Raw genomic sequence first — 26,497 nt, 5'->3', positions numbered from 1 at the left:
GTCTCCAGGGGGTCGGTAGGACTGTCAGGATTTCAAGATGCGCGGCGCCGGTACCGGCCCGGATCCATCCATTACCGGGGGCTGGCCACGCTGCACCGCGCGGTGAGCCATCGGCGGTAGTAAAGCTGCGCCGTTCCGGTGCGCGTCGTCGGGGAAGTCGGCTCCGCACTAGTGGAATCTCTTCCATTACAGCTCGTGCTTGACATATTTGTCAAGTAAATATGGGCGCTATTTCAGCAGATCGATCGGCATTTTGCCCACAATATGAGCCTCGGCAGCGACCGATAGTTGACATACCGATCTGTAAGACACGGGTTTGCGGCGCGGATATCGGCGCTATCGGTCGGCGCCGGCGCCGACTGTGCGCGTCAGCTCAGCCGTTCGAGGACCATGGCCATGCCCATACCGCCGCCGACGCACATGGTTTCGACGCCGAACTGCTTGTCGCTGGACTGCAGGTTGTTGAGCAGGGTCGCGGTGATCCGGGCACCGGTCATGCCGAACGGGTGACCGAGAGCGATCGCACCGCCGGAGACGTTCAGCTTGTCCTCGTCGATGCCGAGTTCGCGCGCCGACCCGAGGACCTGCACCGCGAACGCCTCGTTGATCTCGAACAGGTCGATGTCGGAGATACCCATCCCGGCGATGGCCAGGGCCCGCTTGGTGGCCTCGATCGGGCCCAGCCCCATGATCTCCGGCGAAAGCCCGGACACCCCGGTGGACACGATCCGGGCCAGCGGGGTCAGCCCCAGCTCCTTGGCCTTGGTGTCGGACATGATCACCAGGGCGGCGGCGCCGTCGTTGAGCGGGCACGCGTTACCGGCGGTCACGGTGCCGTCCGGCCGGAACACCGGCTTCAGCTGCGACACGGCCTCGTAGGTGGTGCCGGCGCGGGGGCCGTCGTCCTTCGACACCACGGTGCCATCGGGCAGCGTCACCGGGGTGATCTCCCGCTCGAAGAAACCACTGTTGATGGCTTCCTCGGCCCGGTTCTGCGAGCGCACCGCCCACCGGTCCTGCTCCTCGCGGGTGATGCCGGTGATCTGGGCGACGTTCTCGGCGGTCTGGCCCATCGCGATGTAGGTGTCCGGAACCAGGCCCTCCTCGCGGGGGTCGACCCACTGCTGCCCGCCCTGGGCGAGCTTCTCGGTGCGGGCCTGGGCGTCGGCGTAGAGCGGATTCTGGGTATCGGGCAGCGAGTCGGAGCTGCCCGCGGTGAACCGGGACACCGTCTCGACACCGGCGGAAATGAACACCTCACCCTCACCGGCCTTGATCGCGTGCAGCGCCATCCGGGTGGTCTGCAAAGACGAGGAACAGTAGCGGGTGATGGTGGTGCCGGGAATGAAGTCGTAGCCCAACTGCACGGCGACGTTGCGGCCCATGTTGAAGCCCTGCTCACCGCCGGGCAGCCCGCAACCCAAAATCAGGTCGTTGATGTCGGTGGGATCGAGGGCGGGCACCTTGTCCAGTGCCGCCTGCACCATCTGCGCGGCCAGGTCGTCCGGGCGCATGCTCTTGAGCGATCCCTTCATGGCGCGACCGATCGGGGAACGGGCGATGGAAACGATGACGGCTTCAACCATGGTTTACTCCTGCGTCGGTAGAGCCGAGACGGCTCTGGGATCCGGGGATGGCCCGTATGGTGTGCTCTGTAGCGGCACATTTCTTTCGCACTTCGTATCGCCGGGCCGGCTCGCACCGGCCGTGCCCGTGTTGCCGCGGCCGTGTCAGGCGCAGTAGCCGGTCGTCGCGGCGCGGCCGACGACGAGCTTGGAGACCATCGCACGCGAGGACAGCCGCAACAGCGCGTCGACGAGTTCGACGAGGTCGTCGACCTGGATCATCGATTCGGGCGGTATCTTGTCGTGAATCCAGGTGGTCATGTCGGTGTCGACAAACGCCGGTGCGATGGCCGTGGCGGTGATTCCGTTGCCCGCCTCTTCGGCGTTGAGGGTTTCGATCATGGAGATCAGGGCGGCTTTCGTTGCCCCGTACATCGCCAGGCCCGCCTCGGCGTAGACCCCGGTGATCGACGCCAGCGCAACTACCTTGGCGCCGCGCTCGGGATCGGCGGTTGCCGCGGCGCGCAGCAGTGGCAGCGCCCGCTGCACCAGGGTCAACGGTGCCCGCAGGTTGATGTCGATGGTCTTGTCGAACCGTCGCATCGAGTACTCGGCGATTGTTCCGCTGGCCCCGAATCCTGCATTGAGTACCAATGCGTTGAGGGTGCCGAATTGGTCGGCGTGCAGGTCGATCATTTTGTGCACGGTGTGTTGGTCTGCCATGTCGCCGGCAACGACGACCACGTCCTCGGCGCCCAGTCGCAGGAGATCTTCGGCGACGGCGGCGAGTCGGTGGGAATCCCGCGCGCTGATCGTGAGTGCGTATCCCTGCTCGGCGAGCCGGGTGGCGATGCCCAATCCGATGCCGCGGGTGGCGCCGGTGACCAGGGCGGTTTTGCTCATCGGTTTCATCCTTTCAACGCTCGCAGCCCTGCCGTGATGAAGTCCGGGACCGACTCGCCGGCTCTGTCGAAGCCGTCTCCGACGGTCGCGCCGACGAGGTAGCGGTGATTGATACCTTCGGCGATGACGGCGAGTTTGAAGTTCGCCAGGGCCAGGTAGAAGTTCCAGTTCTTCAGTTCCCGGCCCGAGGTGGTCGTGTACCAGTGTGCGAGGTCGTCGACCGAGGGCAGGCGTTCGCTGGTCCATGCCGCGGGTTCGCCGATGACCAGGTCGAACGCCGGATTGCGGTAGACGCACATCAAGGCGACGTCGGTGAGCGGATCACCGAGTGCGGACATTTCCCAGTCGACGACGGCGGCCACCCGGCTCGTCTGGCCGGGCGCCAGGATGGTGTTGTCGATCCGGTAGTCGCCGTGCACGATCGACGCCTCCGAGTGCGCGGGAATCGACTCGGCGAGTGCGGCGTGCAGTCGGTCGAGATCGGCGGAGTCTGCGGTCTTGACTCGGGCCCATTGCTTGGCCCACAGGGCGACTTGACGGGTCACGTACCCGTCCGGCCGGCCGAACGAGGCGAGTCCGGCGGCCTGGTAGTCCACGTTGTGCAGGGCGCCGAGGACGCGGACCAGTTCCCGGGTGCAGTCGTGAATGTCCTGGTCGGTGAGGTCGGCCAGGTCGGTTTTGGTCCGGATGACGCGTCCGCTGACGTGTTCGACGACGGTGAACGACGCGCCCATCACGGAGTCGTCTTCACAGAGGGCGACGGTGCGCGCGACGGGGACTGCGGTGTCTTGCAGGGCGGAGGTGATCCGGTACTCCCGGGCCACATCGTGGGCGGTGGGGGTCAGTCCCGCGGTGGGCGGTCGGCGCAGCACCCATCGGGAGGTGTGGTCGGAGATGGCGTAGGTGAGGTTGGATTTTCCGCCGGAGATCAGCTCGGCCCGCAGCGGGCCGTCCAGTTCCACGCCGGAATCGGCCAGAAACCTTTCAAGCGCAATCAGATCCAGGCCTCGATGCTCGGTCACGGTCATGGGCGGGCCTCCCGTGCTGCCTTCTTCGCCGCACCGATGACCCGTTTGGCGAGGGACCACCGGTGCACCTCGGAGGCTCCGTCGTAGATGCGGAAGCCGCGTACCTCGCGGGAGAGCCGGGCGAGGGGAAGGTCCCCGGACACGCCCAGTCCCCCGCACATCTGCACGGACCTGTCGACGATGCGGAAGACAGCCTCCGCGGCAAACGTTTTGGCGATCGACGTCGCGTTGCTCGCGTGCCCGCCCTGGTCGAGTTCCCAGCACGCCTGGGTCAGCAGCGCCCGGGTGGCGGCGATGTCGATTTCGTTGTCGGCGACCATCTGCTGGATCATGCCGAGGTCGCCGAGTTTGCCACCGAAACCGTCCCGTTGCGCGACGTGCGCCACGGCGACATCATGGGCCCGGCGGGCGGCGCCCAGCCAGCGCATCACGTGGGTCATGCGGGCGGGGCCGAGTCGGACCTGGGCGTAGGCGAAGCCCTGGTCGGCCTCGCCGAGTACGGCGCTGTCGGGGAGGAACAGGTCCTCGAAGAACATCTCGCAGTGGCCGCCGATCAGGGCCCGGTCGAGGGTGTCGATGTGTCGACCGACCTTCAGCCCGGGCACATCGGCCGGGGTGATGAACATCGTGGCGCCGCCGCGGTCGCCCGGCTGCCCGGACGTGCGCGCGAAGATGATGAAGATGCCCGCTCCGTCGGCTCCGGTGATGAAGTATTTGTGGCCGTTGATCTTCCAGCCGCCCGGAACCTTCTCGGCGCGGGTGGTCAGCGCCGTCGGGTCCGAGCCGGCACCGGGCGACGGTTCGGTCATCGCGAATGCCGACCGCATGTCTCCGTGGGCGAGCGGGGCGAGGAACTGTTCCTTCTGCTCGTCGTTGGCGATGTGCGCGAGCATGTGGACGTTGCCCTCGTCCGGGGCGGCGATGTTGGTCGCGACCGGACCGAACAGTGAGTAACCGGTCTCCTCGAACACCGGTGCCCGGTCGGTCATGTTCAGCCCCAGGCCGCCGAACTCGACCGGCGCGTGCGGGGCGAAGATTCCTGCTTCTTTCGCCGCTCGCTGCAGTTCCACCCGAAGACCGTCACCGCCCGCCGACATGATGTCCCCGCCGTGCTCATCCTCGATGGGCAGCACCACCTCACGGGTGAATGCGCGGGTCTTCTCGACCAGGGCGGTCACCTCGGGCGTATACGTTAGATCGATCGCCACAACTACCTCTCTCGGTGGTCGTTTGCCCGCCGCGGAGCGGGCCGACCAGCACTGTCTTGATTCGTTTGGTCTGCCGCGGGCAGGTTCTCGGTGCCGGTGATCGTGGTCTCGATCATCTGCGGGGTTCTTCGGCTGTGACGAGTTCGGCGGGTGCATGCCCGTCTGTGTGCAGGAGGGCGGTGGGGATGTCGAGGTGTTTCGCTCGCACATACTCCCCCAACCCTTTCCCCTGGGAGTCGAGGTCGAGGTTTGCTGCCACCCCGCGCCCGAGCAGTCCGACGATGGTCACTCCGCATGCGCGCAGATGGGGAAGCTCCCACATCCGCACTGGGCAGTGCGTGGCCTCGGGGATCAGTGCGCGCACAGCGTCTTCGGTCCACCACGAGCGCAGCCAGCGGTGCTCGGCGTCGGTGCGCGCCCAGACGCCCAAGGTGGCGTTGCCGGCCTTGTCGCCCGAGCGTGTTCCGAACACCGTGCCCAACGGTTGCCGGACTGTCGGGCCCTGCGCCGGCTCCGGGGCGGGGGGTGTCGGTTCGGCAATGGCCGGTGCGGCGGCGGCCTGGGGTGCGGGAGGAACGCTGACCGAGGTTCCGTCGAGGGTGATGCGCTGGGGGAAGGAGTGGGCGGGCATCAGTGTCGGCCAGAACACGCTGATCTCGCTGCCGGGCGTGGGCGGGGAGGTGAAGTACAGCCCGGGGTAGCTCGCCAGCCCGGTTTCGATGGCCACGCGGGGAAACGCCGCGGTCTTTTCCCGGGAGGGATCGGTGACCGCGATGGTCAGCAAGGCGACCGCCTCGTTCATCGTCGCGGGATCGGATCGGTCGGCGCGGAGCAGGCGGACGGTGACGTGCTGGAAGGAGTCCTTTCCGCCGGGAATCGCCGTCCACAGGGCCTGCTGGGCGAGGTCGGCCTTCGCCTGAATGTTCGTTCCGGTCAGGACGAAGGTCATCTCGTTGCGCCAGCCACCGGAGACGAGGGCACCGACCTTGACGTTCGGCGGTGCCGGCTCACCGCGCACCGCCGAGATCCGGACGCGGTCGGTGTCGAGCTGGTCGAGGCGGACGGTGTCGAGGCGGGCGATCACGTCCGGATTCGCATACCGGGGTCCGTCGATCTCGTAGAGCAACTGGGCGGTGACCGTTTCCACGGTGACCGCCCCACCGGTGCCCGGGTGCTTGGTGATGACCGACGAGCCGTCGGCGTCGATCTCCGCGATGGGGAATCCGAGACGGTCCATGCCCGGTATTTCGGAGAAGAACGAGAAGTTCCCTCCGGTCGCCTGGGCTCCGCATTCGATCACGTGTCCGGCGACGACGGCCCCGGCCAGTGCGTCCCAGTCGGTTCGGGGCCAGCCGAAGTGCCAGGCCGCCGGGCCGAGGATGATCGCGGCGTCGGTGACGCGACCGGTGATGACGACATCGGCACCGCCATCGAGGGCTTCCTTGATTCCCCACCCACCGAGGTAGGCGCTGACGACGTCGGGGTCCTGTCCGGCTTCCGAGAACGGCTGGCCGGTGTCGAGGTGGGGCGCGTCCCATCCGGTGCGGCGGGCGGCGGCGAAGGCTTGGGTGGCGTCGTCACCGTCGACGACGGCCACCCGTACCGTCCGGCCGAGGCGTTCGGCGATGTCGACGATCTGCGCGGCGCAGCCGTGCGGGTTGAGGCCACCGGCGTTCGAGACGATTTTGATTTTCCGGTCGAGGCAGGTTTCGAGCACCTCGTCGAGCTGTTGGACGAAGGTGCGGGCGAAACCGGTGTCGGCGTTGCGTTTGCGCTGTTTGACCAGCACTCCCATGGTCAGCTCCGCGAGCCAGTCCCCGGTGAGGACGTCGATGGAGCCTCCGTGGACCATCTCTCGTGCCGCCGACAGGCGGTCGCCGAAAAATCCCGAACAGTTCGCTATCCGAAGCGGTGCGGTGCTCATGAGGGGTCTCCTGCCGCGAGGGTGATCAGGACGGTGTGCGCGTCGACGTATTGACCGACCGAGACGTGGATCTCCTCGACCGTTCCGTCGACCGCGGCGGTGGCCGGGTGTTCCATCTTCATCGCCTCGATCACGGCGAGCTTTTGGCCTGCGGTGACCGTGTCACCGACCTCGACGGCGATGTTGACCACGGTGCCGGGGATCTCGTTGACCGGGCCGAGGGCGGCGGCGGTGAGATCGCCGGGGTCGGGCAGCCGCGGCTGCGGTTGCCAGCCGGACTGGCTGCTGGCGTCGTTGACCCAGACGGACCCGTCGGAATACGTCCGGACCGTGCAGGGGTAGTCGACGCCGTCGTAGTGCACCCGCACGCTGTCGGTGCCGAGGTCGCGGAGGGTGAAGTCGTGGACCGCGCCGTCGATGGTCAGGGCGAGGTCGGTCTCTCCCGACCAGCCGCCGAGCCGGTAGTCGACCTGCAACGCCATCTCGTCGCCGGCCCGGTGCCAGGTGGCGTGGGTCATCAGGCGGGTGGCCAGCGGCCGGAACCCGGGCCGGGCGTGTCCGCGCATCGGGTCGGTGTCTCTGCGCCGGGCGGTCGAGACCGCGATGGCGGCGGCCAGGTGCACCGGCCAGGCCGTGGCCATCGGTGGATCGAGCAGGTCCGGGTGGTGGTCGAGGAAGTCGGTGCGGGTGGCGCCGGCGAGGTAGTCCGGGTCCCGCAGCAGGGCCGCGAGGAACGCGCGGTTGGTTCGCACGCCGTGCACCTGCGTACCGTCGAGTGCGGCGGCCAGGGCGAACGCCGCCTCCGAGCGGGTGTCGGCGTGGGAGATGATTTTGGCGATCATCGGGTCGTAGAACGGTGAGATGGTCGCCGGGGTGGCGATGCCGTCCTCGTAGCGGATCCCGGTCCGCTCTGGGTGCGTGTAGTGATGCAGGTCGCCGGGGGTGGGTAGATAGTCGGCCGCGGGATCCTCGGCGTAGAGCCGGACCTCGATCGCGTGGCCGCTGATGGTCACGTCGTTCTGATCGAACCCGAGGCGCTCACCGCGTGCCACCCGCAGCTGCAAAGCGACCAGGTCCAACCCTGTGACCTCTTCGGTGACGGGATGTTCGACCTGCAAGCGGGTGTTCATTTCCAGGAAGTAGAAGCCGCCGGTGGTGTCGTCGAAGAGGTATTCCACGGTGCCGGCGCCGAGGTAGCCGAGCTCGCGGACCAGGGACACCGCGGTCGCGCCCATTCTCTCGCGCACCTCAGGTGTGATCACCGGCGAGGGTGCCTCTTCGAGGACCTTCTGGTGCCGGCGCTGGACCGAACACTCACGCTCGCCGAGATGCACCGCGTTGCCGTGCTTGTCGCCGAACACCTGGATCTCGATGTGCCGGGAGGAGGTCAGGTAACGCTCGAGGAACACCGTGGAGTTGCCGAAGAGATTCGCCCCCTCACGGCGAGCGGCTGCGACCGCGTCCACCAGCTCGTCGGGGTGCTCGACCAGGCGCATGCCCTTGCCGCCGCCGCCGGCGACGGCCTTGACCAGCAACGGGAACCCGACCTCGGCCGCGGCGGTTTTCCAGGTATCGGTGTCGTCGCCGGTGATGACCGCGTCCGGCAGGACCGGCACGTCGGCCTTACGGGCCCACTCCTTGGCCCGGTCCTTCAGACCCATCTCCCGGATCGAGTCCGGGCTCGGTCCGACGAAGACGATCCCGGCGGCCTCGCAGGCCTCAGCGAATTCGGCGTTCTCGGAAAGGAATCCGTAGCCGGGATGGATGGCGTCGGCGCCGGTGCGGCGGGCGGCATCGAGGATCTTCTCCCACACCAGATACGACTCGGCGCTGCTCGCACCGCCGATCGGGACGGCGAAGTCGGCGTCGGTGACGTGCGGGGACCGGGCGTCGGGGACGGAATACACCGCCACCGTGCGGATTCCCAGGGCGCGGGCGGTGCGGATCACCCGTCGCGCGATCTCGCCGCGGTTGGCGATGAGCAGGGTGCTGATCGAAGTGTTGTTCACCAGGTTCTCACAATCGGAAGGTAGCGAACCGGGAGGTGCCGGTCACCGGTGCGGAATGGGTGGCGGAGAGGGCGAGGCTGAGCACGGCCCGGGTGTCACGAGGATCGATCACACCGTCGTCCCATACCCGCCCGGTGGCGTAGATCGCCCCGGACTGGCTGTCGATCATGTCCTCGATCTCGCGGCGGACCCGGGCATCGTCGGTATCACTGAACGCCGTGCCGGACCGCTGCGCCGCGGACTTGCGGATGATCGACATGACCCCGCCGAGCTGGGCGCCCCCCATGACGGCGATGCGGTGATTGGGCCAGGTGAAGACGAACCGTGGATCGTAGGCGCGCCCGGACATCGCATAATTGCCCGCACCGTACGACGCGCCGATCATCAAAGTCAGATGCGGGACAGTGGAATTGGAGACCGCATTGATCAGCTTCGCACCGTCCTTGATGATTCCGCCGCGCTCGGCCGCGGAGCCCACCATGAAGCCGGTGATGTTCTGGACGAACACCAGCGGAATGTTCCGGGCGTTGGCGAGTTGGATGAAGTGCGCCCCCTTGTTCGCCTCGTCGGAGAACAGGATGCCGTTGTTGGCGAGAATGCCGATCGGATATCCGGCGATCGAACCCCATCCGGTCACCAGCTGGGTGCCGTACAGCGGTTTGAACTCGTCGAAGCGCGAGCCGTCGAGCACGCGGGCGAGAATCTCCCGCACCTCGACGGGCCGCTTGGCGTCGGCGGCCGCGCACGCGAGCAAATCGTCCGGATCGTGGACTGGGGGGTCGGCCGGAAGCGACGGCCCCGGTCCGGCCTTGGTCCACTGCAGGTCCGAGACGATCTGCCGGCCCAGACGCAGCGCGTCCCGTTCATCTTCGGCCAGGTAGTCCGCCAAGCCCGACACCCGAGCGTGCATCTCCGCACCGCCGAGCGATTCGTCGTCGATGTCCTCGTTGATCGCCATCTTCACCAGCGGCGGGCCGCCGAGATACACCGACGCGGCCTGCTTGACCAACACCGTGTACTGGCTCATTCCCGGCAGATACGCGCCACCGGCGGTGGAACTACCGAATACCAGGGAGATCGTCGGGATCCCCGCGGCAGTGAGGCGGGTGAGTTCACGGAAGGTCCGCCCGCCGGGCACGAAGATATCGGCCTGCCGGGGAAGGTCCGCCCCGCCGGATTCGACGAGGGTGACCACGGGCAACCGGTTGCGCTCGGCGATGTCGAGGGCCCGCAACTGTTTCGCCACGGCGTCGGGGTTGAGCGAACCGCCCTTCACCGTCGACTGGTTGGCGATGATCATGCACTCCACACCGCTGACCGGGCCGATACCGGTAATCAGTCGGCCACCCGGCTGCTCGGCCGGGTCGTGCGCGCCCGCGTAGCAGGACAATTCGAGGAACGGGGCGTCCTCGTCGAGGAGCAGATCGACGCGCTCGCGCGCCAGCAGCTTGCCGCGTGAGCGGTGGCGCTCGACGGCCTTGTCTCCACCCGCATCGAGCACCCGGTCCGCGAGGGACTCGAGTGGTTCGAGAGCGTCGAGCATCGCCCGGCGATCGAGCCCGAACTGCTCGGACCCGGTATCGAATCGTGTGGACAGGACAGTCATAGGTACACCTCGATCAGCTTTGTGGAATTCGTGCGGTGAGGCAGTCACGGCGACACATGCGCGGCAACGAAGGCGACACTCCGCCACCCGTACCGCTGCCGGTGGCCAGGGCGCGGGTGAACGCATCCAGGGCACGCCTTGGCGTGACATCGTGCATCGGGTCGAGCCGTCGGTGTGAGACAAGGCTGTGAAGAACCCGACCCTGCCGCATGTGACCTTCACCATGTAACGCTCAGGTGATTGACTTGTCAAGTTCTCGATTGGGGCCCTGGGCAGGCAAGAGAGTGTATATATAGGCCGCAGTTTCCCATATCCCTTGACACAAGTTGACACAAATATCGATACCTGGCTCCGGCCTCGGAGTGGCCCGGAGGGCCCTGCGTTCGCAGCCCGCGCCGAGTGCCGCTCCGCCTCGGGTGGCGCCGAACCCAACTGGGGGATCGCGCAGATCGGGAGCATTTGACCTGCGGCGGAACCCGAATCCATGGAATCCGTCGCCGCGCCCGGAGGCATGCACGGGGTGCCGGCAGCGGGACTGGTCGAACACACCTCGCCGAACGTGACAGCGCCGCGATCGAGACCGTTATCGCTCCACACAACGGGCGCGCCGCGGACGGGGTACGGACCCTCGCCCGTAACACCCGGCGTCTCGCGCCCAGTGAGACGAATTCTGTCTCACCAGAAGACCCATCCCGCGTTGACTTCGAAAAGGAATGCATGCGATCGTGATCGGCGTCACAAACCAATGCACTGCCAGCGGCTGGAGCAACGGTTGGCGCTGAGCGGCACTCCGCTTTTCGCGACCGCAGAGGCAAGAGCCCACCACATCGAACGCTTCCCGGCCAACGCGCAGACGGCGCATTTACCCTTCGTAAGCTCGGCCGCGCCCATTGCGGCCGAGTACGGGGAGGTTTCTCACTGAACCAGCTCAGTGCGCCTCATACCTGCGGTCACGCCGGGCATTCAGCCACGAAATCAATTCGGGCTGGACTGAGCACCTACAGACATAACCCAGTCTTCCCAACATCCACCGAGCCCCTGCAAGGAGACACAGTGGTAATTCGACGCTCCTCGAAAACACTCATCGCGATAGGGGTGCTGTTACTTCTAGCGGCGGCCGCAATTCGGTTCGTCGTTGTTCCCATCGCGACGAAGCTTCCCGGCGATCTCGACAGCACGGCCCACTACGAAGGCACCGCCGATCTGCTCAACCCTGAAGCACTTCAGGTCGGTGACCTCGCCAACGCGATCGCAACCGGAGTGCCCATCACCATCGATCGGCATGTGTATGTGTCGAGCACATCCGGCGATACCGCGATCACGCACGACGACACGACGGTGCACACCCCCGCCGGGTCCATTCCCAACAACCACACGTACGCCCTGAACAGGTCGACATTGGACAGTGCGCCGTCTACCGACCCGTCCGTGGAATCGCATTCGGGTCTGACGATCTCGCTTCCACTGCACCCCTCCCCCTCGTCCGACTATCGGTACTACGACTCCGCCACCCGAACGACGGTACCGATGGTGTTCGTCGACAACGGAGAGGTCGCCGGACGGACCACCTACAACTACACCGTCTCGGCCCGGGGGGCGCTGCAAGACCCCGCCGTAGCCGAAACACTCCCGAAATCCCTTCCGAAATCGCTGCTCAGCTCCCTGACGCCCCTGTTGCCTGAGCAGACTCGTGCCAGCGTGACCAGCGCACTCGAGCAGCTTTCAGATCCGGTACCGCTGACATACGACGCCGACACTCAGGCAACCCTCGCTGCGGACACGGTCACCGGTGCACCGGTCGACGGCTCTCTCGAACAGAAGATCATTGCCAACATCGATCTCAACGGTCGCTCCGTCCCGCTGATGCCGGTGATGTCGATCGACGCCACGCTCACCCAGGGCTCGGTTGCAGATGCGGCCGCTGCAGCGGCCTCCGCGAGCACGATGCTGTCGCTTTTCGAAATGTACATTCCCCTCGGTCTGCTCGTCATCGGCACAGCGTGCATTGTGTTGGGCGTTGTTCGCCGACGGCCGACACCGGTGGCAGATGTGGAACCCGCCGAGGAGGAAGTAGCCGCTCGTACGTGAGCTCGACGACGCAGCAGCGGAGAGCGGACGGATCGGCGTGATGTCTGTACGGATGTCACTTCGCGCATGAGGACGAGATGAACGACCAAGAACAACGCATGATCGAGTACGCAAGCCAGTGGATGAGCTACGGCGGCGGCGATGATGAGATCCTGGCGGAGTTCGGGCTCACTCCCGAACAGTTCTACCGCCGATTACTCCACCTGGTGTCCACTCCACGGGTCGGCGGCCCGAACGCAAAGGCCCGTGGGCAGTTGGGCCGATTTTCCTCGAAGAAGGTAGCTGCGTACGCGGCCTTGCGTACCGCGCCGATCCGGCGGTAAGGAGCCGCGCCAGTCGAAATCGAGGGGAATCCCGCATCATTCGCGATCTGGTCACCTCACCGAAGCCCCCGCGATCCGGGGACGTCGGCGGCAACCCCTCGCTGAGGACGAGCACGGCGCTTGGGCGTTGCAGGAAGCTCACCGAACACCCTGCTAACCGGACGTTCCGCCGGCAAGCTTCCGTTCTGCCAGTGCGACTCGGTCCCGGTGCATTGAGAAGCACCGGGACCGAGTGCTACATCGACCGAGCGCCGCCACACCCGGTCCGTCCCTTGCAAGTTCCTCCAGGTGCAACGACACGCGTATGCGCGACATCCCTGTGCCGCCGGCTCGGTCAATGGCGGTAGTTACCACCGGCCGGCCACCGCAACCTGTTCTTCCAACTTGCTAGAGGTCGAGGGAACCGCCCCCGATTTCCCGAGCTCGTGCTTCGGAGCGCCACAATGAACGCCCAGTTCTCTACACCTAAAATACGTTCGCTGAGTGAACGCTTGGATGTGCGGTGTCCCGAACCGCGAGCACTGTGACTTAGTCTCTTGAATTGCGCGAACACATCCTTTTTAGTGGAGCAAAGACCGTCCGAGAGTTCCGTTCACTGTATGGACGAGCCTTCGCGGCAGCCACAACCGTGCCGTGGAGGAGAGCAGGAGGGACCCCCGAGGGCTTTCGGCCCCCACACGAACGGGACACGGGGCGAACCGTAGGGCATCTTGCACCCCGCCTGGAAGACGACGTGGGAGGACCGCCGACCCTGATTCTCACATGAACGGCTCCAGACCGTCCGCCGAAAACTTCCGACACCACACACATTCGAGGAACAGCGATGACTACCGCAGAGATCACCCACAGCGCGGCAATACCGGACGATTTCGTCAGCGGTCTGGAGGGCGTGGTCGCGTTCACCAGCGATATCGCTGAACCCGACAAGGACGGCGGCGCCCTGCGCTACCGCGGCGTCGACATCGAAGACCTCGTCGGCAAGCACGTCACCTTCGGCAACGTGTGGGCACTGCTCGTCGACGGCCGCTACGGCCCCGGCCTGCCCCCGGCCGAACCCTTCCCCCTGCCCGTGCACACCGGCGACGTCCGCGTCGACGTCCAGGCCGGCCTCGCGATGCTCGCCCCGATCTGGGGATACCAGCCCCTCCTCGACATCGACGACGACACCGCCCGCGAACAACTCGCCCGCGCCTCCGTGATGGCCCTGTCCTACGTCGCCCAGTCCGCCCGCGGCATCTACCAGCCCGCCGTCCCGCAGAAACGGATCGACGAGGCCAAGACCGTCACCGAACGATTCATGGTCCGCTGGAAGGGCGAACCCGACCCCGCCCACGTCGAAGCGATCGACGCCTACTGGGTCTCCGCCGCCGAACACGGCATGAACGCCTCCACCTTCACCGCCCGCGTCATCGCCTCCACCGGCGCCGACGTCGCCGCCTCCCTCTCCGGCGCAATCGGCGCCATGTCCGGCCCCCTGCACGGCGGCGCCCCCGCCCGCGTCCTGCCGATGATCGAGGACACCGAGAAGTCCGGCGACGCCCGCGCCCTGGTCAAGGGCATCCTCGACCGCAAAGACAAACTGATGGGCTTCGGTCACCGCGTCTACCGCGCCGAAGACCCCCGCGCCCGCGTGCTGCGCGCCACCGCGAAACGGCTGAACGCCCCCCGCTACGAAGCGGCCGCCGCCCTCGAGCAGGCCGCCCTCGCCGAACTGCGCGAGCGCCGCCCCGACCGGGCCATCGAAACCAACGTCGAGTTCTGGGCCGCGGTCATCCTCGACTTCGCCGAGGTTCCCGCGCACATGATGCCCGCGATGTTCACCTGCGGCCGCACCGCCGGCTGGTGCGCCCACATCCTCGAGCAGAAACGTCTGGGCAAGCTCGTCCGCCCCGCCGCCATCTACACCGGCCCCGCACCCCGCACCCCCGAGTCCGTCGAGGGCTGGGACCAGATCGCCCACACCAACTGATCATTCGACATCTTGGAGTGCCTCGACGGTGTCCGTGATCCTGACCCGGCCGGGTCCGGTCGCCCGCTGAGGGATCGTTGACCGGTCGGCGACCCCCCGGCGGCCACCTCATCGAGTTGCTGCTTGACCTGCGGATCGAAGCGGAGCGGGATCGGGATCGCCGACAGGGACGCGGCCCATGCTGCTGGCGGTCTCGGTCATCGCTGCCCTTCTCCGTGAGGGATTGTTCGAAAGCTGGTTCGGGGATGGGAGACCAAGCGTCGGAGGTTGCTGGTCGAGGGAACGCAATGCGCCCCAGCACCGGGGGGGCGGATCTGGGGCGCGGGTGTCCAGGTCGGGGGGACGCTGGACACGGGGGGCGTTCAACAGTGCAAAATTTGGGGGGATGCTCTGCGAACGTCGTTGAGTGTACTTCCCACGAAACGGTCGCGCACACGGCCTCGGCCCGTCGCTGCTGCCCTTCCCCCCTCCCCACCAATGATCGACGAGTAGTGAAGACGAGTGTCCCGGTTCGGCGACGGATACGGAACGGGAGCCGGTGTGTGAAGAAATGGCCCGGCTCGACACAGGTGAGCGGGCGTGACCGGTGGTTTCCTTTTACGAGATCGAACCTCGACATCGAGCGGCCATCACCCACCGCTGTACCACCAGGCTTGAGAGCATTCCTCGAACGAATTTCGGAATCCAGGTGCGCGCCCCTCTCCGCCGAAGAATGAGGGACCCTCGACACCACCCGTGAGAGAGGCCACCACCCACACCGCGAGGGCGCGAAACCAGACCTCTCGGCACCTATCGCAACTTATCGGATTTTATGGACCTTTTGCCATAAACACCTATAGTTGTCGATATGGATCCCGCGTTGAACCCGTTCAAACCCGGCTCGGGTCTGCGGCCCCCTGCTCTGGAGGGCCGAGATCGGGAGCGCGAGGAGTTCGATCTGCTCGTCGCCCGCAGCAAGCGAGGCAACTATGACCGTGGGATGATGCTCTCCGGCCTGCGTGGGGTCGGCAAGACCACCCTGCTCAATACCCTGGCCGAGCACGCCGAGCGGCAGGGATGGTTGGCGATCAACATCGAGGCCCGGCCGAACGAGGCCGGGATCGCCGCGGTCCGCGCCCGACTGGGCTACGAACTCGCCGTCGGTCTGCGCCGCTTCAGCCGCAAACATCAGCTCCACAAGGTCATCGACGATCTCGTCTCCCTCGCCCGCGGGTTCACCCTCGGTGTCGGCCTGGGCCCGGCCAAGATCGAACTCGCCCTCGGCGGACGCGCCGCCAGCGGAGACATCGACCTCGACCTCGAGGAGTTGGTCGAAGCGATCAGCGACGTCATGCGCAAAAAGGGTGCGGCGTTCGGACTGTTCATCGACGAAATGCAGGACCTCGACCCCGATCTGCTCGGCGCCCTGCTCGCGGTGCAGCACCGTGCCAGCCAACGCGAATGGCCGTTTTTCGTCATCGGTGCGGGGCTGCCCAGCCTGCCCGCGGTGCTCGCCGACAGCCGCTCCTACGCCGAACGGCAATTCTCCTACCGGACCATCGGACCGCTGTCCCCGGCCGATGCCGCCGACGCGCTCCGGGTTCCGGTCGAGGCGCACGGTGGTGCGTTCACCCCGGACGCGCTCGAGATCCTTGTCGAAGCCAGCGGCGGTTACCCGTACTTCCTGCAAGAGTTCGGCAAGGCGATCTGGCACACCGCCCCCGCTTCCCCCTTCGATGCCGAGGATGCCCACCTCGCGGTCGAGGAGGGCCGTCGAGCGTTGGACGACGGGTTCTTCCCGTCCCGGTGGACCCGGGCCACCGACCGGGAGCGCCGGTACCTGCGCGCCATCGCCGGAACCGGGGAACCCACGCCCCGGTCCGGGAAGGTCGCCGCGGCCATGGGTGTGGCGACGACCGCGGTCAGCGACGTCCGGGATTCCGCCATCAAAAAGGGCCTCATCTGGTCCCCCGAACACGGCCGCATCGCGTTCACCGTCCCGGGAATGGCCGACTTCATTCGTCGCCAGCCCACCGCCTGAAACCCCCTGTACTCACGCGCCGACTCGGATATCGCACTCGCTGAGCACTCTTATCAGCACCCCGCAGAGTCAAGGTCCCGCTGGGTGGGCAGACCGCTGTCCCGCCACGCCCACATCGAGGTGAGGGACACAGCGTCCTGAAATATTTAGCAGCCCTGCACTATTCCGGCGCCCAGCCGCGGCAAGTAGAGAACTGTTAGATCCAGTCGATGTGGACGGAGTCGATGTGGTCGAAGTGGAATCCGAATTGGTCGCTGTACCTGTCGAAGCCCTTGTTCTCCGGGTAGTCGAGGGTGGCGTGCCGTTAGAGTAAGGCGACGACCCGGGCATGATCATCGTTCGCGAGGGCGGCGGCGAGCTCACGGGACTCCTCAGGACTGAACGGGGTGTCGGAGTTCGCGAAATCCAGGGTCCGGACCCGGTAGTCGTAGCCCTCGTCGGCGCCGTTGCGGACCATCACCCCGCCCCTGACCCGGATGACCGCGGTCTTCGGAGTCCCATCCGGCCGCAACACCCCGGCACGGGCCATGATGTCCTCGGCCCGCACAGTTCTGAGTTTCTTGCTCGCGTCGGCACGCAGTTCGTTAGTCTCCCCTGACCGGTACCGGGACACCGCCGAACGGGACCGTCCGATCTTCGCAGCCACGGCATCGATACCGCCGAGGCGCTCGATCGCCGCACGCCGTTGCGCCCGCTCGAGCACATCCGAGTGCGGGATGCGGCCCTGCTGCGCCCACCGGCGCAACGTGCGGTCCGACGGCGGGATGCGGCCGGCATCGAGCGCCGCCTGACGCAAACCCTCGTTGCCGAGCTCCTTCCGTAACTGTGTGACCCGTCACCTTGCTGGTCAGCCCGGCCAGTCCCCCGGTTTTGACCTGCTTCGACTTCTCCACCCCACTGGTCGCGGCATTCGCCACCGAGACCTTGAGACCGTCGAGACCGACCGCCTGCTGCGCCGGTTTCTTGGTGCGCGGCTTCGGCAGATGCAAAGCCATCAGTCCACCCCCTCCCCGTCATCGTCGGCGTCCTCGTGGTCGGCGGTGTCCTCGTGGTCGGTGAAGGCGGCCTTGATCGCCAGATTCACCTCGTGCACATCCGCAGCCGACGCCATGGAGGCTAGGAGGGTGTCGGTGAGGGCCACGTCTTTTTCCACCGTCATCTTCCCAAGCGCGCCGCTCGGGTCGGCAATGTCCTCACCACCGGACAGGAGATACACCCAGGAGTCGGTGACGGTGCGGACCGGCCAACGATGGTGTTCGCGGGCGATGCGCATCGCGACGCGGCGGCCCCGCCACCGGCAATGCGCGATGATCGACGCCCGCCACAACGGTTGGTGGTGATGCACCATGCGGGTCGCGGTCCACATGTCCGGGTTGACCATCCGCCCGATGTACCCCTTGTAGCAGGAACCGATGAATCCCTTCATCGCCGCATCCTGGGTGTCGACGGCGGTTTTGCGGGCCTCGCGCAGGATTTTCGCCCACTTGTCCAGCACACGGCCCTGCTGCGGGTACACCCACGCCTCGGTGATGTCGAGGTCGTCGAGATCGGCACCGATCCCGCCATCGGCCACCGGTGCACACAACCCGTCGATACTGACCGAGGTGACCCAGGTCTGCACCGGCTGATCGGCCAGCATGTGCGGATGCGGCAACGGCAGTTTCTCGGGCAGCGACAAGGTCTGCCCGGCAGGCAGGGTGATCCGCCACAACCCGAACGGGGTGCCCTTGCCCCCCACCGCCGCGGCGGCCGCCGCCCCACCGGTCACATGTGTGGGTTGCCCGTAGCCGAGTTCGAGCATGCCCGCGGAGGCCAGATAGGCGGCGCGTTGGTCGATCGACACCAACCGGCACGCATCCTCGAGGTCACTTGCCTCCGGTACCCGGGTCCAGCCGACCGCGGGCTCGAGGTCCCCGCGTGGCGCCCCGTCGAGCGGCGGCACCGGTCCGGCGGTGGTGACGACGATGCCTTTACCGCTGCGGGTGCGTTCGCGTTTGATTTTGTCGATGACCGCGGCGCCGGTGCGGGCCGGTGTCGGCCCGGGGAGCACCCCGAGATGCTGGGCGCACCAGGCCAGCCGGCGGCCCAGCTCCCGCGCGGCCGGCAGGTCGTCGTCCGGGAGATAGGTTCCCGCTGTGGGTGAGCCGAGGACACCCATATCGCCGACCCGGTTGTGCCAGCCGAAGTCCTTGTTCCAGTACGTCCACACATAGGGTTCGATCACCACATCGACCATCGAGGTGAAGTTCCCGATCGTGCGGGACAAATGCACCACATGACCGGGTTCGCCGCGCAGTTCCCACCCGGCACCGAGCAACGGGGGCAGGGTGGCATGCAGGGTGGCGGTCAACTCGGCGCCGGCGCGGGTCCGCAACGCTTCCATGTCGTCGACGTCGTCCTCACTGCCCGGATCGATGACCCACCCCAGTTGCTCACACGCCGCCAACCCGACGACCCAGATTTGTGCGGGTGCACCCAACGGGGTCAACGACGCCCACCGAATCAGCTTGTCCAGCTTCTCGAGTGAATCGACCGGACCGGTCAGCTCCTTTCCCGAAGGGGTGTACGTCCCGGCGGCGGTCACGATCACCGCATGCCCATCCGCGGCCTCCCCCGCCGGCAGCGCCTCCCACACCGGCGGATCGGCCGCGTCGCCATCGGCCTCGGCCTCGGCGCTGACCAGCTCGGGAGACCCCATATCCGTGGGAGCTTCGGCAACATCCCCCTGCTCGTCCGTCTCAGCGTCCCCCTGCTCGTCCGACTCAGCGTCCCCCTGCTCGTGGAAGTCAGGGCGTGTGGCAACGGTGGGTTCCAGACCCGCCCCGTCGGTGACCTCCGCCTGATCGGTTGCGTTGGGGGAACCGGCTTTTTCGGCGGATTCGGGGGACGTCGCCGGGGTGGTGCCGGGCAGGGTGAAGAGGGGGATTTGCTCCCACGGGGAGCTCATGACTCCGGCTCAGCGATCCGGCCGTCGAGATCGGCCGGTGGGACGCGGTAGCGGTCGAAGAATTCCTGCAGGGCCACGTCCACGACGTTGGTCACCGTGGATTGACGGTGGTTCACCAGCCAGTTCAACCGGGCCTCCGTCGAGGCCAGTACCCGGGTGTTCAGCGGAACCTTTGCCGGCCCCTTCCGCGGTTCCAGCTTCGCCGTCAATTCCGGACTCGGTGTTCCCGCACCACCGAAGTCTCCCGCACCGGAAGCGCGTTTCCCCGACCCCGCGGCGCCTCGTCCGGCCCCGGTCGGGCGGCGGCGGGAGCCGCCTTGAGAATTTCCTACCTTCGCCATCCCCACCCACTCGTGTTCGGTGTGCCCCGTATACGTGCGCGAACATCACCCTACCCACTACGTGCCTTGTTGCCGGTATTTTCGCTGGCATGTTTGCGCGCAGAGTTGCGCCCAGGATCTGACCGGGGTGCTACCACCGCGCCGGGGGCATCGACGGGCGCTGGTGGCGACGACGCCGGAGACACTGCCCGGGCACATCAGCGCAGGAAACCGTCGTGACTCGACCACCGCGGAGTCGTCATTCCACCAGCGTGATCGGTACCCCGGGGGTAATGAACAGGTGGTGCCGGGCGCCGTCATGGGTGAGCGACATCGTCACTCCCAGGGTGTGTCCCTCGGCGAACCGTGCGAGCAGCTCCCGGGTGGCCTCGAATCGGGTCTGGCTGATGCCGTACGTAACGCCGTTGAAGATGAGGCTGGGCACCGTACCCTCCTTCTACTTGGCAGTCGATGCCGAAAGTCTCGCTGACAACCCCTCGTCCATAGGGCGGACACACCGGCGCGGCCGACGGAGGTATCTGCTGGGGCGGGGTTACCAGCGGTGGACGACGGTCGGGTTCGGCTCGTCGCTGCCCCGAATCGCGATCGGAGTCGCCGGCGTGATCAGCAGGCGAACCGTCGAGTTCTGGCTGACGAAACCGACGAATCCCCCGTTACCGTTGTCTGCGAAGATGCCCCGGATGTCGTCCTCGAGGCCGTGAGCGGCGGCCGCATCGGCGAGCGGATAGCGGACCCCGTCGTAGATCGCTTCGTAACTCATGATCCTTCTCCCGCCGGTCGCATCTCGTGGTGCCCATAGCGTACGAGCGCCGGTCCGCCGGTCGGAGCCGACGCCGACGCCGACGCGTTGTCCGCAACCGAGATTCGACCGGATCGCTGCACCCCGGGCGACCGCCGTCAGCCCCTCACCCGCGCCGCCGTCGACCTCGCCGAGGAGCGCCGACCGACGGCGCCCCCTTTTAGGCTTCTTTTAGCGTTGCCCGGGACCGGCACCACACGCAAGGCGGGCCGGTTACCGTCTGTCGGTATGGGGACCACCTTCCACGGGCCGAGCCCGTGGCCGCACATCACCCGCGCCGTCCGCACCCGCGGCGCCCGATACGCCGCGATCGGCTACCTCGGCCAGGACGCACCCGAGCTGCTCCCGCTGCGCGCCGGGGACCTGTTGGTCGTCAACGCCTCCAAGGCCGCTATCCGGGCGCACGCCACCTCCCCCGCCGCCCTCACCTACTACCTGAACAAGGGGGTGCGGGTGCTGTCGTCACCGACCCTGCACGCCAAGGTGATCGCCACCGATACCCGGGCGGTGATCGGGTCGGCGAACGCGTCCGAGAACTCCATCCTCGCCGACGACGCCGTGGTCATCACCGACGACCCCGACATCGTCGCCGGTGTCCGCAAGTTCATTAACAGCCTCGACGAGATCACCGAGGTCGATCAGGTGTTCCTCGACGACGCGATCCTCGAGTGGGAGATCGGCCGCGCCGTCCCACTGCCCGGGGTCACCGGCCGCGTCCGCACCGACACAGATTTCCTGCCCACACCGGTGACCCGGATGTTCGTCACACACGCCGTCGATTACGAACCCACCGACACCGAACAACACGTCCTCGACAACCAGCGGGGCCGGCACTCCACGGCGGGCGGGCCGGCGGTGAAGTACCAACTCGAGTCGCTCCGCCTCGACACACCCGGCACCCTTCGGCGCGGTGACGTGATTGTCTTCGTCTCCACCGGCGACGAGTGGATTCACCCGCCGGCCGTGGTGATCTCCGATCCGATGCGGATCCCGCGGTCGGGCGGTGCGGTGTTGTTCTTCCTGCGCACCCGCACCGACCTGCCACCCGTTCCTCTCACCGACGCCGAGAAGGCGCTCACCGACCTCGGGCACCCCGGGTCACGGCTACGGACCGATCACTACGTCCGCTCCCCCAGCTTGCGGACGGCGCTACTCGGACTATGGGACCTCTGAGCGGACACGCACACGAAATGAGCTGCGCACCACCACTGACCGCCCGGCCCCGCGAACGCGCCGAGGTCTGCACGGAAGTCGACAACGTTCTCGTCCGCGAACTCTCGTACTCGACAATGCCTGGCGGGTAACTGCTGCTTTCTCCCTCAACGGCGAACACAGTCTCTGTCGATGCCGTCGACCGGTTCCACCCCTACCCACCCCCCACGAGAAGTGACTGCCGGGGTGGTCAAAACCCATAAGCGACGGGCGCCGTGCGTTGCCCACCATGCAACCCTCAAAGGCGTTGCTAGCTAGCGTAGCTGGGTTAGCTAGCCTCGCCTTGCCATTACGGCCGCGGGGCGTCTGAGCACACGTGCGATACCAATTCTGCTGCACGCCATCCGGTTCAGTCGGAGAAGTTGGGGAACCCGGGTCGCTCGAGCACTTATCACTGTGATGAAGTTTTTCCCTTGCCACCAGGGGCGGAAGCGAGCCGCCAACTGGCTCGGCCTCTTTGGTTCGGTGAGCGCTTAAGCTCTGCCGCCGCTGCTCTCGGAGAAAGACGCGTGCCAGATGTCGAGGTGAAAGCGACGAGTAGGGGCGACGGCGTCGCCCGATCATGGATGGGTTTGCGCCCGATCTGGATCCGGCCGGCCGTTCCGGCGACGTCGACGAGCGGGTGCTGGGAGTTTGTCGAGTGCTCGTGAGCGGCGCTCATGCTTGGAACCTGTATCCCATCCCTGCCTCGGTGATGAGGTGCCGGGGTTTGGAGGGGTCGTCCTCGAGTTTGCGGCGAAGCTGGGCGAGGTAGACACGTAGGTAATGGGTTTCGGTGGCGTACGCCGGACCCCAAACCTCGCGGAGCAGTTCCTTCTGTCCGACCAGTTTGCCCTTGTTGCGGACCAGCATTTCGAGCATCCCCCATTCGGTGGGGGTCAGGTGCACCTCGGCGTCGCCGCGCCGGACGGTTTTGGCGGTGAGGTCGACGTTGAACGAGTCCGTCTGCACCACAGGCTCACTCGTGTCCACCGCCGTGGCACGGCGGGCGGCTGCCCGGACCCTGGCAAGGAATTCGTCCATGCCGAAGGGTTTGGTGACGTAGTCGTCGGCGCCGGCATCGAGGGCGTCGACCTTGTCGGCGGAGTCGGTGCGTGCGGACAGGACAATGACGGGCGCCGGACACCATCCCCGCAATCCGGCGAGCACTTCGGTGCCGTCCAGGTCCGGAAGGCCGAGGTCGAGGACGATCACGTCCGGCGGCTTCTCGGCTGCGGCGCGCAGCGCATCCGCCCCGGTGGCGGCGGTCACCACGTCGTACCCGCGCACGGTGAGGTTGATGCGCAGCGCACGCAGGATCTGTGGCTCGTCGTCGACGACGAGGATGCGTGTCATGCCTTTCCTTCCGCGCCGGCCAGGTCGACGACCATGGTGAGTCCACCTCCCGGTGTGTCCGTGGCGGAGATGCTGCCACCCATCGCCTCGACGAATCCCCGCACCACCGACAGGCCGAGTCCGACACCGCTGGTCGTGTCGCGGTCCCCCGACCGCTGGAACGGCTCGAACAACTGGTCCGCTTGTCCGCGTGGCACACCCGGGCCGGTGTCGGCGACGGTGAGGAGGGTGCGATCCCCGACGGTGGCGGCACCGACCCGGATCACCGAGTCCCCGCCGTAGCGCACGGCGTTGTCCACCAAATTCGCCACCACACGCTCGAGCAGGCCGGGGTCGGCGAGGGCCGTCACCGCTCCGACGTCGACCTGCACGCGTTCACGCACCCGAGTTCCGGTCCGCCCGCCGATGCCGAGGCCGACGAGGGCGCGGTGCACCACCTCGTCGAGGTATACCGGACGCAGTGTCGGTGTGACCACGCCGGCGGCGAGTCTCGAGGAGTCGAGCAGGTTGCCCACCAGGGCAGTGAGCGCGTCGGCCGATTCCTCGATGGTGGCGAGGAGTTCGGCGGTGTCCTCGGGGGAGAAGGCGACGTCCTCGCTGCGCAGGCTCGACACCGCGGCCTTGACGGCGGCGAGTGGGGTGCGCAGGTCGTGGCTGACGGCCGACAGCAGTGACCGTCGCAGCCGGTCCGCCTCGGCCAGTGCTCGCGCCGCGCTGGCCTCGCGTGCGAGTTCGTCCTGCCGGAGGAGCCCGACGGCCTGGTTGGCGACGGCGAGGAGGACCCGGCGATCACGGGCGCGGACTTCGGGGCCGCGCAGGAGGAGTGCGTATTCGCCGTCGTGCACCTCGCACACGGTGTCGGCGTCGTCGATGCTCGAGGGCGGGTTCGGCCCCACCGCGCTGACCAGGGTCCCCGACCGGGACAGCAAGCCGGCCGACTCCTGTCCGTACGTTTCCCGGACCTTCCCGAGCAGCGTGTCGAGATCGGCGCCGCGCAGCACGGAACCGGCGAACAGGGCGAGCAGTTCGGCTTCCCGCGAGGCGCGGCGGGCCTCGCGTGCCCGTGTGGCGGCGGCGTCGACGAGTGCCGCGACGGCCACGGCGACGACGAGCAGGACCACCGTGATGATGAAGTTGTCCGGCTCGGCGATCGTGAAACTGTGCAGCGGTGGGGTGAAGAAATAGTTCAGGAGCAGGCCGGAGATCAGTGCGGACAGCGCGGCGGGCGCGACACCACCGAGCAGCGAGACGAGCAGGACGACGATGAAGAGCAGGGCGCCTTCCCCGCCGATGTGGAACCAATGGTCGACGAAGCTCATGACCAGCGACGCGACTGCGGGGACGAGAACGGCGGCAAGCCACGCCGTCAACCGCCGCGGGCGGGAGCCCACCGGCGCGAGCCGCCACCGACGGTGCGCCTCTTCGTGGGTGACCAGGTGCACGTCGATCGACCCCGACTGCTGCACCACGGTGGCCCCGATGCCCTCGTCGAGGATCCGTGCCCACCGCGACCGCCGTGAAGTGCCCAGCACCAATTGGGTGGCGTTCGCGGCACGCGCGAAGTCGAGGAGGGTGGTGGGTACGTCGTCGCCGACCACGCTGTGCAGGCTCGCACCGATGCTCGCGGCGAGGGTGCGTACCTTGCCCATCTCCGACGCCGACACCCCGGCGAGTCCGTCGCCGCGGACGACGTGCACGACGACGAGTTCGGCGCTCGACCGCGATGCGATCCGGCTCGCGCGGCGCACCAGGGTCTCCGATTCGGGGCCGCCGGTGACGGCCACGATTACTCGTTCCCGGGCCTCCCAGGTGTCGGTGATCTGATTCTCCGCCCGGTATTTCGCCAGGGCGGCGTCGACCTGGTCGGCCACCCACAGCAACGCCAACTCGCGCAACGCGGTGAGGTTGCCGGTCCGGAAGTAGTTACCCAGGGCGACGTCGACCTTCTCGGGGGCGTAGACGTTTCCGTGGGACAGCCTGCGCCGCAGTGCTTCCGGTGTAATGTCGACCAGCTCGACCTGGGCCGCCGCGCGGACGATCTCGTCGGGCACGGTTTCCTGCTGCGCCACCCCGGTGATCTGCTGCACCACGTCGTTGAGGCTTTCCAGGTGCGCGATGTTGAGTGTCGAGAGCACGTCGATGCCGGCGGCGAGGAGTTGTTCCACGTCCTGCCAGCGTTTGGCGTTGACGCTGCCCGGGGTGTTGGTGTGGGCGAGCTCGTCGACGAGCACGAGGGCCGGCCGCCTCCGGAGCACTGCGTCGACGTCGAGTTCGCGGCCGATGGTTCCCCGGTACTCGAGGAGCTTCGGCGGGGTCACTTCGAGGTCGGCTAGCTGGGCGGCGGTGCGGGTGCGGCCGTGGGTCTCCACCACCGCCGCCACCACGTCGCAACCCCGCTCACGTCGGCGGTGCGCCTCACCGAGCATCGCGTAGGTCTTACCGACACCGGGCGCCGCGCCGAGGTAGATGCGCAGCTGACCGCGTCCACTGGCGTTGCTCTGCTGCGCGAGTCCGCGGTCGCTCACCCGCGGCCCGACGACCCGCTCACTGCCCGTCACGTCGTCATCATCCACCAGCGGCGGGGGTGGTGCAGGAAGGTGCCGTCAACCCGAGCGCAAGGTTGAGGGTCAGGACGTTCACCCGCTCCTCACCCAGCACCCCGAGTTGGCGTCCCTCGGTGTGGTCGGCGACCAGGTGACGGACACGCTCCTCCCCGAGACTGGTCACCGCGGCCACCCGCCGCACCTGTAGCTCCGCGTACGCCGGGCTGATGTGCGGGTCGATGCCCGACCCGGAACCGGTGACCGCGTCGACGGGCACGGCATCCGGGCTCACGCCTTCCCGGGCGGCGATCGCGGTTCGCCGCTGCGCGACGAACGTCGCCAGCGTGGGACTACTCGGGCCCTGGTTGGTGGGCAACGCGGCGGCCGGATCCCCGGGTGCGAACGGGGCGTTCTCGGCTACGGAACCGGTGACCCGATTGTGGAAGAAGGGGTCCGGCCGACCGGCCGGCACTTGTGGGTCGACGCCCACCCACCGGCTGCCGACGACGCATCCGGCGCTGTCGTGAACGGGCGAGCCCTCGGCGGATCCGGCGCTGAGCCGGCTGACCCCCCACACGACCGCCGGGTAGAGAACGCCGAGCACGGCGGTCAGGGCGAGCAGGACCAGCAGGCCCGCCCAGGTCTGACGGAGGAGACCGAGAACGAATCGCATGACA

Annotated in this window: 19 protein-coding genes and 1 pseudogene; 5 read left to right on the top strand and 15 right to left on the bottom strand. The window is 67.2% G+C overall.

All coding sequences use genetic code 11. From position 1 onward, the window contains the following. Nucleotides 1-368 precede the first annotated feature (368 nt). From HYG77_RS34920 to HYG77_RS34890, 7 genes are all read right to left on the bottom strand, one after another. Nucleotides 369-1,586 (bottom strand): acetyl-CoA C-acetyltransferase, encoded by a 1,218-nt coding sequence (locus HYG77_RS34920; RefSeq protein WP_208964124.1) that lies wholly within the window; start codon nucleotides 1,584-1,586, stop codon nucleotides 369-371. Nucleotides 1,587-1,730: 144 nt separating this feature from the next. Continuing rightward, complete coding sequence (locus HYG77_RS34915; protein ID WP_208964123.1) at nucleotides 1,731-2,468, bottom strand: SDR family oxidoreductase; 738 nt, start codon at nucleotides 2,466-2,468, stop codon at nucleotides 1,731-1,733. Between the two features lie 5 nt (nucleotides 2,469-2,473). After that, the gene (locus HYG77_RS34910) at nucleotides 2,474-3,496 is read right to left on the bottom strand and encodes a phosphotransferase family protein (protein WP_208964122.1); all 1,023 of its coding nucleotides are present in this window, start codon (nucleotides 3,494-3,496) and stop codon (nucleotides 2,474-2,476) included. Continuing rightward, complete coding sequence (locus HYG77_RS34905; RefSeq protein WP_159928515.1) at nucleotides 3,493-4,704, bottom strand: acyl-CoA dehydrogenase family protein; 1,212 nt, start codon at nucleotides 4,702-4,704, stop codon at nucleotides 3,493-3,495. Before HYG77_RS34905 ends, HYG77_RS34910 begins: the two co-directional genes overlap by 4 nt. 112 nt (nucleotides 4,705-4,816) lie before the next feature. Further along, nucleotides 4,817-6,628, bottom strand: coding sequence for an acyclic terpene utilization AtuA family protein (locus HYG77_RS34900; RefSeq protein WP_159928517.1), 1,812 nt, complete (start codon nucleotides 6,626-6,628; stop codon nucleotides 4,817-4,819). Continuing rightward, entirely contained in the window at nucleotides 6,625-8,637 is a 2,013-nt protein-coding gene (locus tag HYG77_RS34895; RefSeq protein WP_208964121.1) for a biotin carboxylase N-terminal domain-containing protein, read from the bottom strand. Before HYG77_RS34895 ends, HYG77_RS34900 begins: the two co-directional genes overlap by 4 nt. Nucleotides 8,638-8,644: 7 nt before the next feature. Beyond that, a complete protein-coding gene (locus tag HYG77_RS34890; RefSeq protein WP_208964120.1) occupies nucleotides 8,645-10,243 on the bottom strand; it encodes a carboxyl transferase domain-containing protein in 1,599 nt (532 codons plus the stop codon). A gap of 1,053 nt (nucleotides 10,244-11,296) precedes the next feature. Between HYG77_RS34890 and HYG77_RS34885 the strand changes: the two genes are divergently transcribed. From HYG77_RS34885 to HYG77_RS34870, 4 genes are all read left to right on the top strand, one after another. After that, entirely contained in the window at nucleotides 11,297-12,331 is a 1,035-nt protein-coding gene (locus HYG77_RS34885) for a porin PorA family protein (RefSeq protein WP_244461505.1), read from the top strand. A 77-nt stretch (nucleotides 12,332-12,408) separates the two neighbouring features. Beyond that, nucleotides 12,409-12,654, top strand: coding sequence for a DUF3263 domain-containing protein (locus HYG77_RS34880; protein WP_208964119.1), 246 nt, complete (start codon nucleotides 12,409-12,411; stop codon nucleotides 12,652-12,654). A gap of 838 nt (nucleotides 12,655-13,492) precedes the next feature. Continuing rightward, the gene (locus HYG77_RS34875; protein ID WP_208964286.1) at nucleotides 13,493-14,623 is read left to right on the top strand and encodes a citrate synthase 2; all 1,131 of its coding nucleotides are present in this window, start codon (nucleotides 13,493-13,495) and stop codon (nucleotides 14,621-14,623) included. An 847-nt stretch (nucleotides 14,624-15,470) separates the two neighbouring features. Beyond that, a complete protein-coding gene (locus tag HYG77_RS34870) occupies nucleotides 15,471-16,643 on the top strand; it encodes an ATP-binding protein (protein ID WP_208964118.1) in 1,173 nt (390 codons plus the stop codon). 196 nt (nucleotides 16,644-16,839) lie between these two features. Here HYG77_RS34870 and HYG77_RS34865 read toward each other — a convergent pair. From HYG77_RS34865 to HYG77_RS34845, 5 genes and pseudogenes are all read right to left on the bottom strand, one after another. After that, nucleotides 16,840-17,638, bottom strand: a pseudogene (locus HYG77_RS34865) (hypothetical protein). Then, complete coding sequence (locus HYG77_RS34860; RefSeq protein WP_208964117.1) at nucleotides 17,638-19,590, bottom strand: hypothetical protein; 1,953 nt, start codon at nucleotides 19,588-19,590, stop codon at nucleotides 17,638-17,640. The pseudogene HYG77_RS34865 and the gene HYG77_RS34860 overlap by 1 nt, the downstream one beginning before the upstream one ends. Then, nucleotides 19,587-19,931 carry a hypothetical protein gene (locus tag HYG77_RS34855; protein WP_208964116.1) on the bottom strand — a complete coding sequence of 115 codons (345 nt, stop codon included), beginning with the start codon at nucleotides 19,929-19,931 and terminating at the stop codon, nucleotides 19,587-19,589. The genes HYG77_RS34860 and HYG77_RS34855 overlap by 4 nt, the downstream gene beginning before the upstream one ends. Before the next feature lie 238 nt (nucleotides 19,932-20,169). Then, on the bottom strand, nucleotides 20,170-20,355 hold the full coding sequence (locus HYG77_RS34850) for a hypothetical protein (protein ID WP_159927832.1): 186 nt from the start codon (nucleotides 20,353-20,355) through the stop codon (nucleotides 20,170-20,172). Nucleotides 20,356-20,463: 108 nt separating this feature from the next. Then, nucleotides 20,464-20,691: a hypothetical protein gene (locus tag HYG77_RS34845; protein ID WP_208964115.1), complete on the bottom strand. Its 228-nt coding sequence runs from the start codon at nucleotides 20,689-20,691 to the stop codon at nucleotides 20,464-20,466. 267 nt (nucleotides 20,692-20,958) lie between these two features. Between HYG77_RS34845 and HYG77_RS34840 the strand changes: the two genes are divergently transcribed. Further along, nucleotides 20,959-21,903: a phospholipase D family protein gene (locus tag HYG77_RS34840; RefSeq protein ID WP_208964114.1), complete on the top strand. Its 945-nt coding sequence runs from the start codon at nucleotides 20,959-20,961 to the stop codon at nucleotides 21,901-21,903. A 696-nt stretch (nucleotides 21,904-22,599) separates the two neighbouring features. Here the strand turns inward: HYG77_RS34840 and HYG77_RS34835 are convergent. The 3 genes from HYG77_RS34835 to HYG77_RS34825 are packed head-to-tail and all read right to left on the bottom strand — an operon-like array spanning nucleotide 22,600 to nucleotide 26,493. Beyond that, nucleotides 22,600-23,277: a response regulator gene (locus HYG77_RS34835; protein WP_208964113.1), complete on the bottom strand. Its 678-nt coding sequence runs from the start codon at nucleotides 23,275-23,277 to the stop codon at nucleotides 22,600-22,602. Continuing rightward, nucleotides 23,274-25,802 (bottom strand): sensor histidine kinase KdpD, encoded by a 2,529-nt coding sequence (locus HYG77_RS34830; RefSeq protein WP_244461535.1) that lies wholly within the window; start codon nucleotides 25,800-25,802, stop codon nucleotides 23,274-23,276. Before HYG77_RS34830 ends, HYG77_RS34835 begins: the two co-directional genes overlap by 4 nt. Before the next feature lie 40 nt (nucleotides 25,803-25,842). After that, the gene (locus HYG77_RS34825) at nucleotides 25,843-26,493 is read right to left on the bottom strand and encodes a potassium-transporting ATPase subunit C (protein ID WP_208964111.1); all 651 of its coding nucleotides are present in this window, start codon (nucleotides 26,491-26,493) and stop codon (nucleotides 25,843-25,845) included. Nucleotides 26,494-26,497 lie beyond the last annotated feature (4 nt).

It is taken from the genome of Rhodococcus sp. ZPP (assembly GCF_017656075.1).
GTDB lineage: Bacteria > Actinomycetota > Actinomycetes > Mycobacteriales > Mycobacteriaceae > Rhodococcus_F > Rhodococcus_F oxybenzonivorans.
The sequence above is the reverse complement of the archived record's forward strand: the minus strand, read 5'-3'. Positions and strand labels throughout refer to the sequence as shown.

Bases quoted from the DNA above. Each gene is read 5' to 3' on its own strand.
- HYG77_RS34920 (WP_208964124.1), bottom strand. From the start codon at position 1,586: ATGGTTGAAGCCGTCATCGTTTCCATCGCCCGTTCCCCGATCGGTCGC.
- HYG77_RS34915 (WP_208964123.1), bottom strand. From the start codon at position 2,468: ATGAGCAAAACCGCCCTGGTCACCGGCGCCACCCGCGGCATCGGATTG.
- HYG77_RS34910 (WP_208964122.1), bottom strand. From the start codon at position 3,496: ATGACCGTGACCGAGCATCGAGGCCTGGATCTGATTGCGCTTGAAAGG.
- HYG77_RS34900 (WP_159928517.1), bottom strand. From the start codon at position 6,628: ATGAGCACCGCACCGCTTCGGATAGCGAACTGTTCGGGATTTTTCGGC.
- HYG77_RS34890 (WP_208964120.1), bottom strand. From the start codon at position 10,243: ATGACTGTCCTGTCCACACGATTCGATACCGGGTCCGAGCAGTTCGGG.
- HYG77_RS34880 (WP_208964119.1), top strand. From the start codon at position 12,409: ATGAACGACCAAGAACAACGCATGATCGAGTACGCAAGCCAGTGGATG.
- HYG77_RS34870 (WP_208964118.1), top strand. From the start codon at position 15,471: ATGGATCCCGCGTTGAACCCGTTCAAACCCGGCTCGGGTCTGCGGCCC.
- HYG77_RS34860 (WP_208964117.1), bottom strand. From the start codon at position 19,590: ATGAGCTCCCCGTGGGAGCAAATCCCCCTCTTCACCCTGCCCGGCACC.
- HYG77_RS34855 (WP_208964116.1), bottom strand. From the start codon at position 19,931: ATGGCGAAGGTAGGAAATTCTCAAGGCGGCTCCCGCCGCCGCCCGACC.
- HYG77_RS34845 (WP_208964115.1), bottom strand. From the start codon at position 20,691: ATGAGTTACGAAGCGATCTACGACGGGGTCCGCTATCCGCTCGCCGAT.
- HYG77_RS34840 (WP_208964114.1), top strand. From the start codon at position 20,959: ATGGGGACCACCTTCCACGGGCCGAGCCCGTGGCCGCACATCACCCGC.
- HYG77_RS34835 (WP_208964113.1), bottom strand. From the start codon at position 23,277: ATGACACGCATCCTCGTCGTCGACGACGAGCCACAGATCCTGCGTGCG.
- HYG77_RS34825 (WP_208964111.1), bottom strand. From the start codon at position 26,493: ATGCGATTCGTTCTCGGTCTCCTCCGTCAGACCTGGGCGGGCCTGCTG.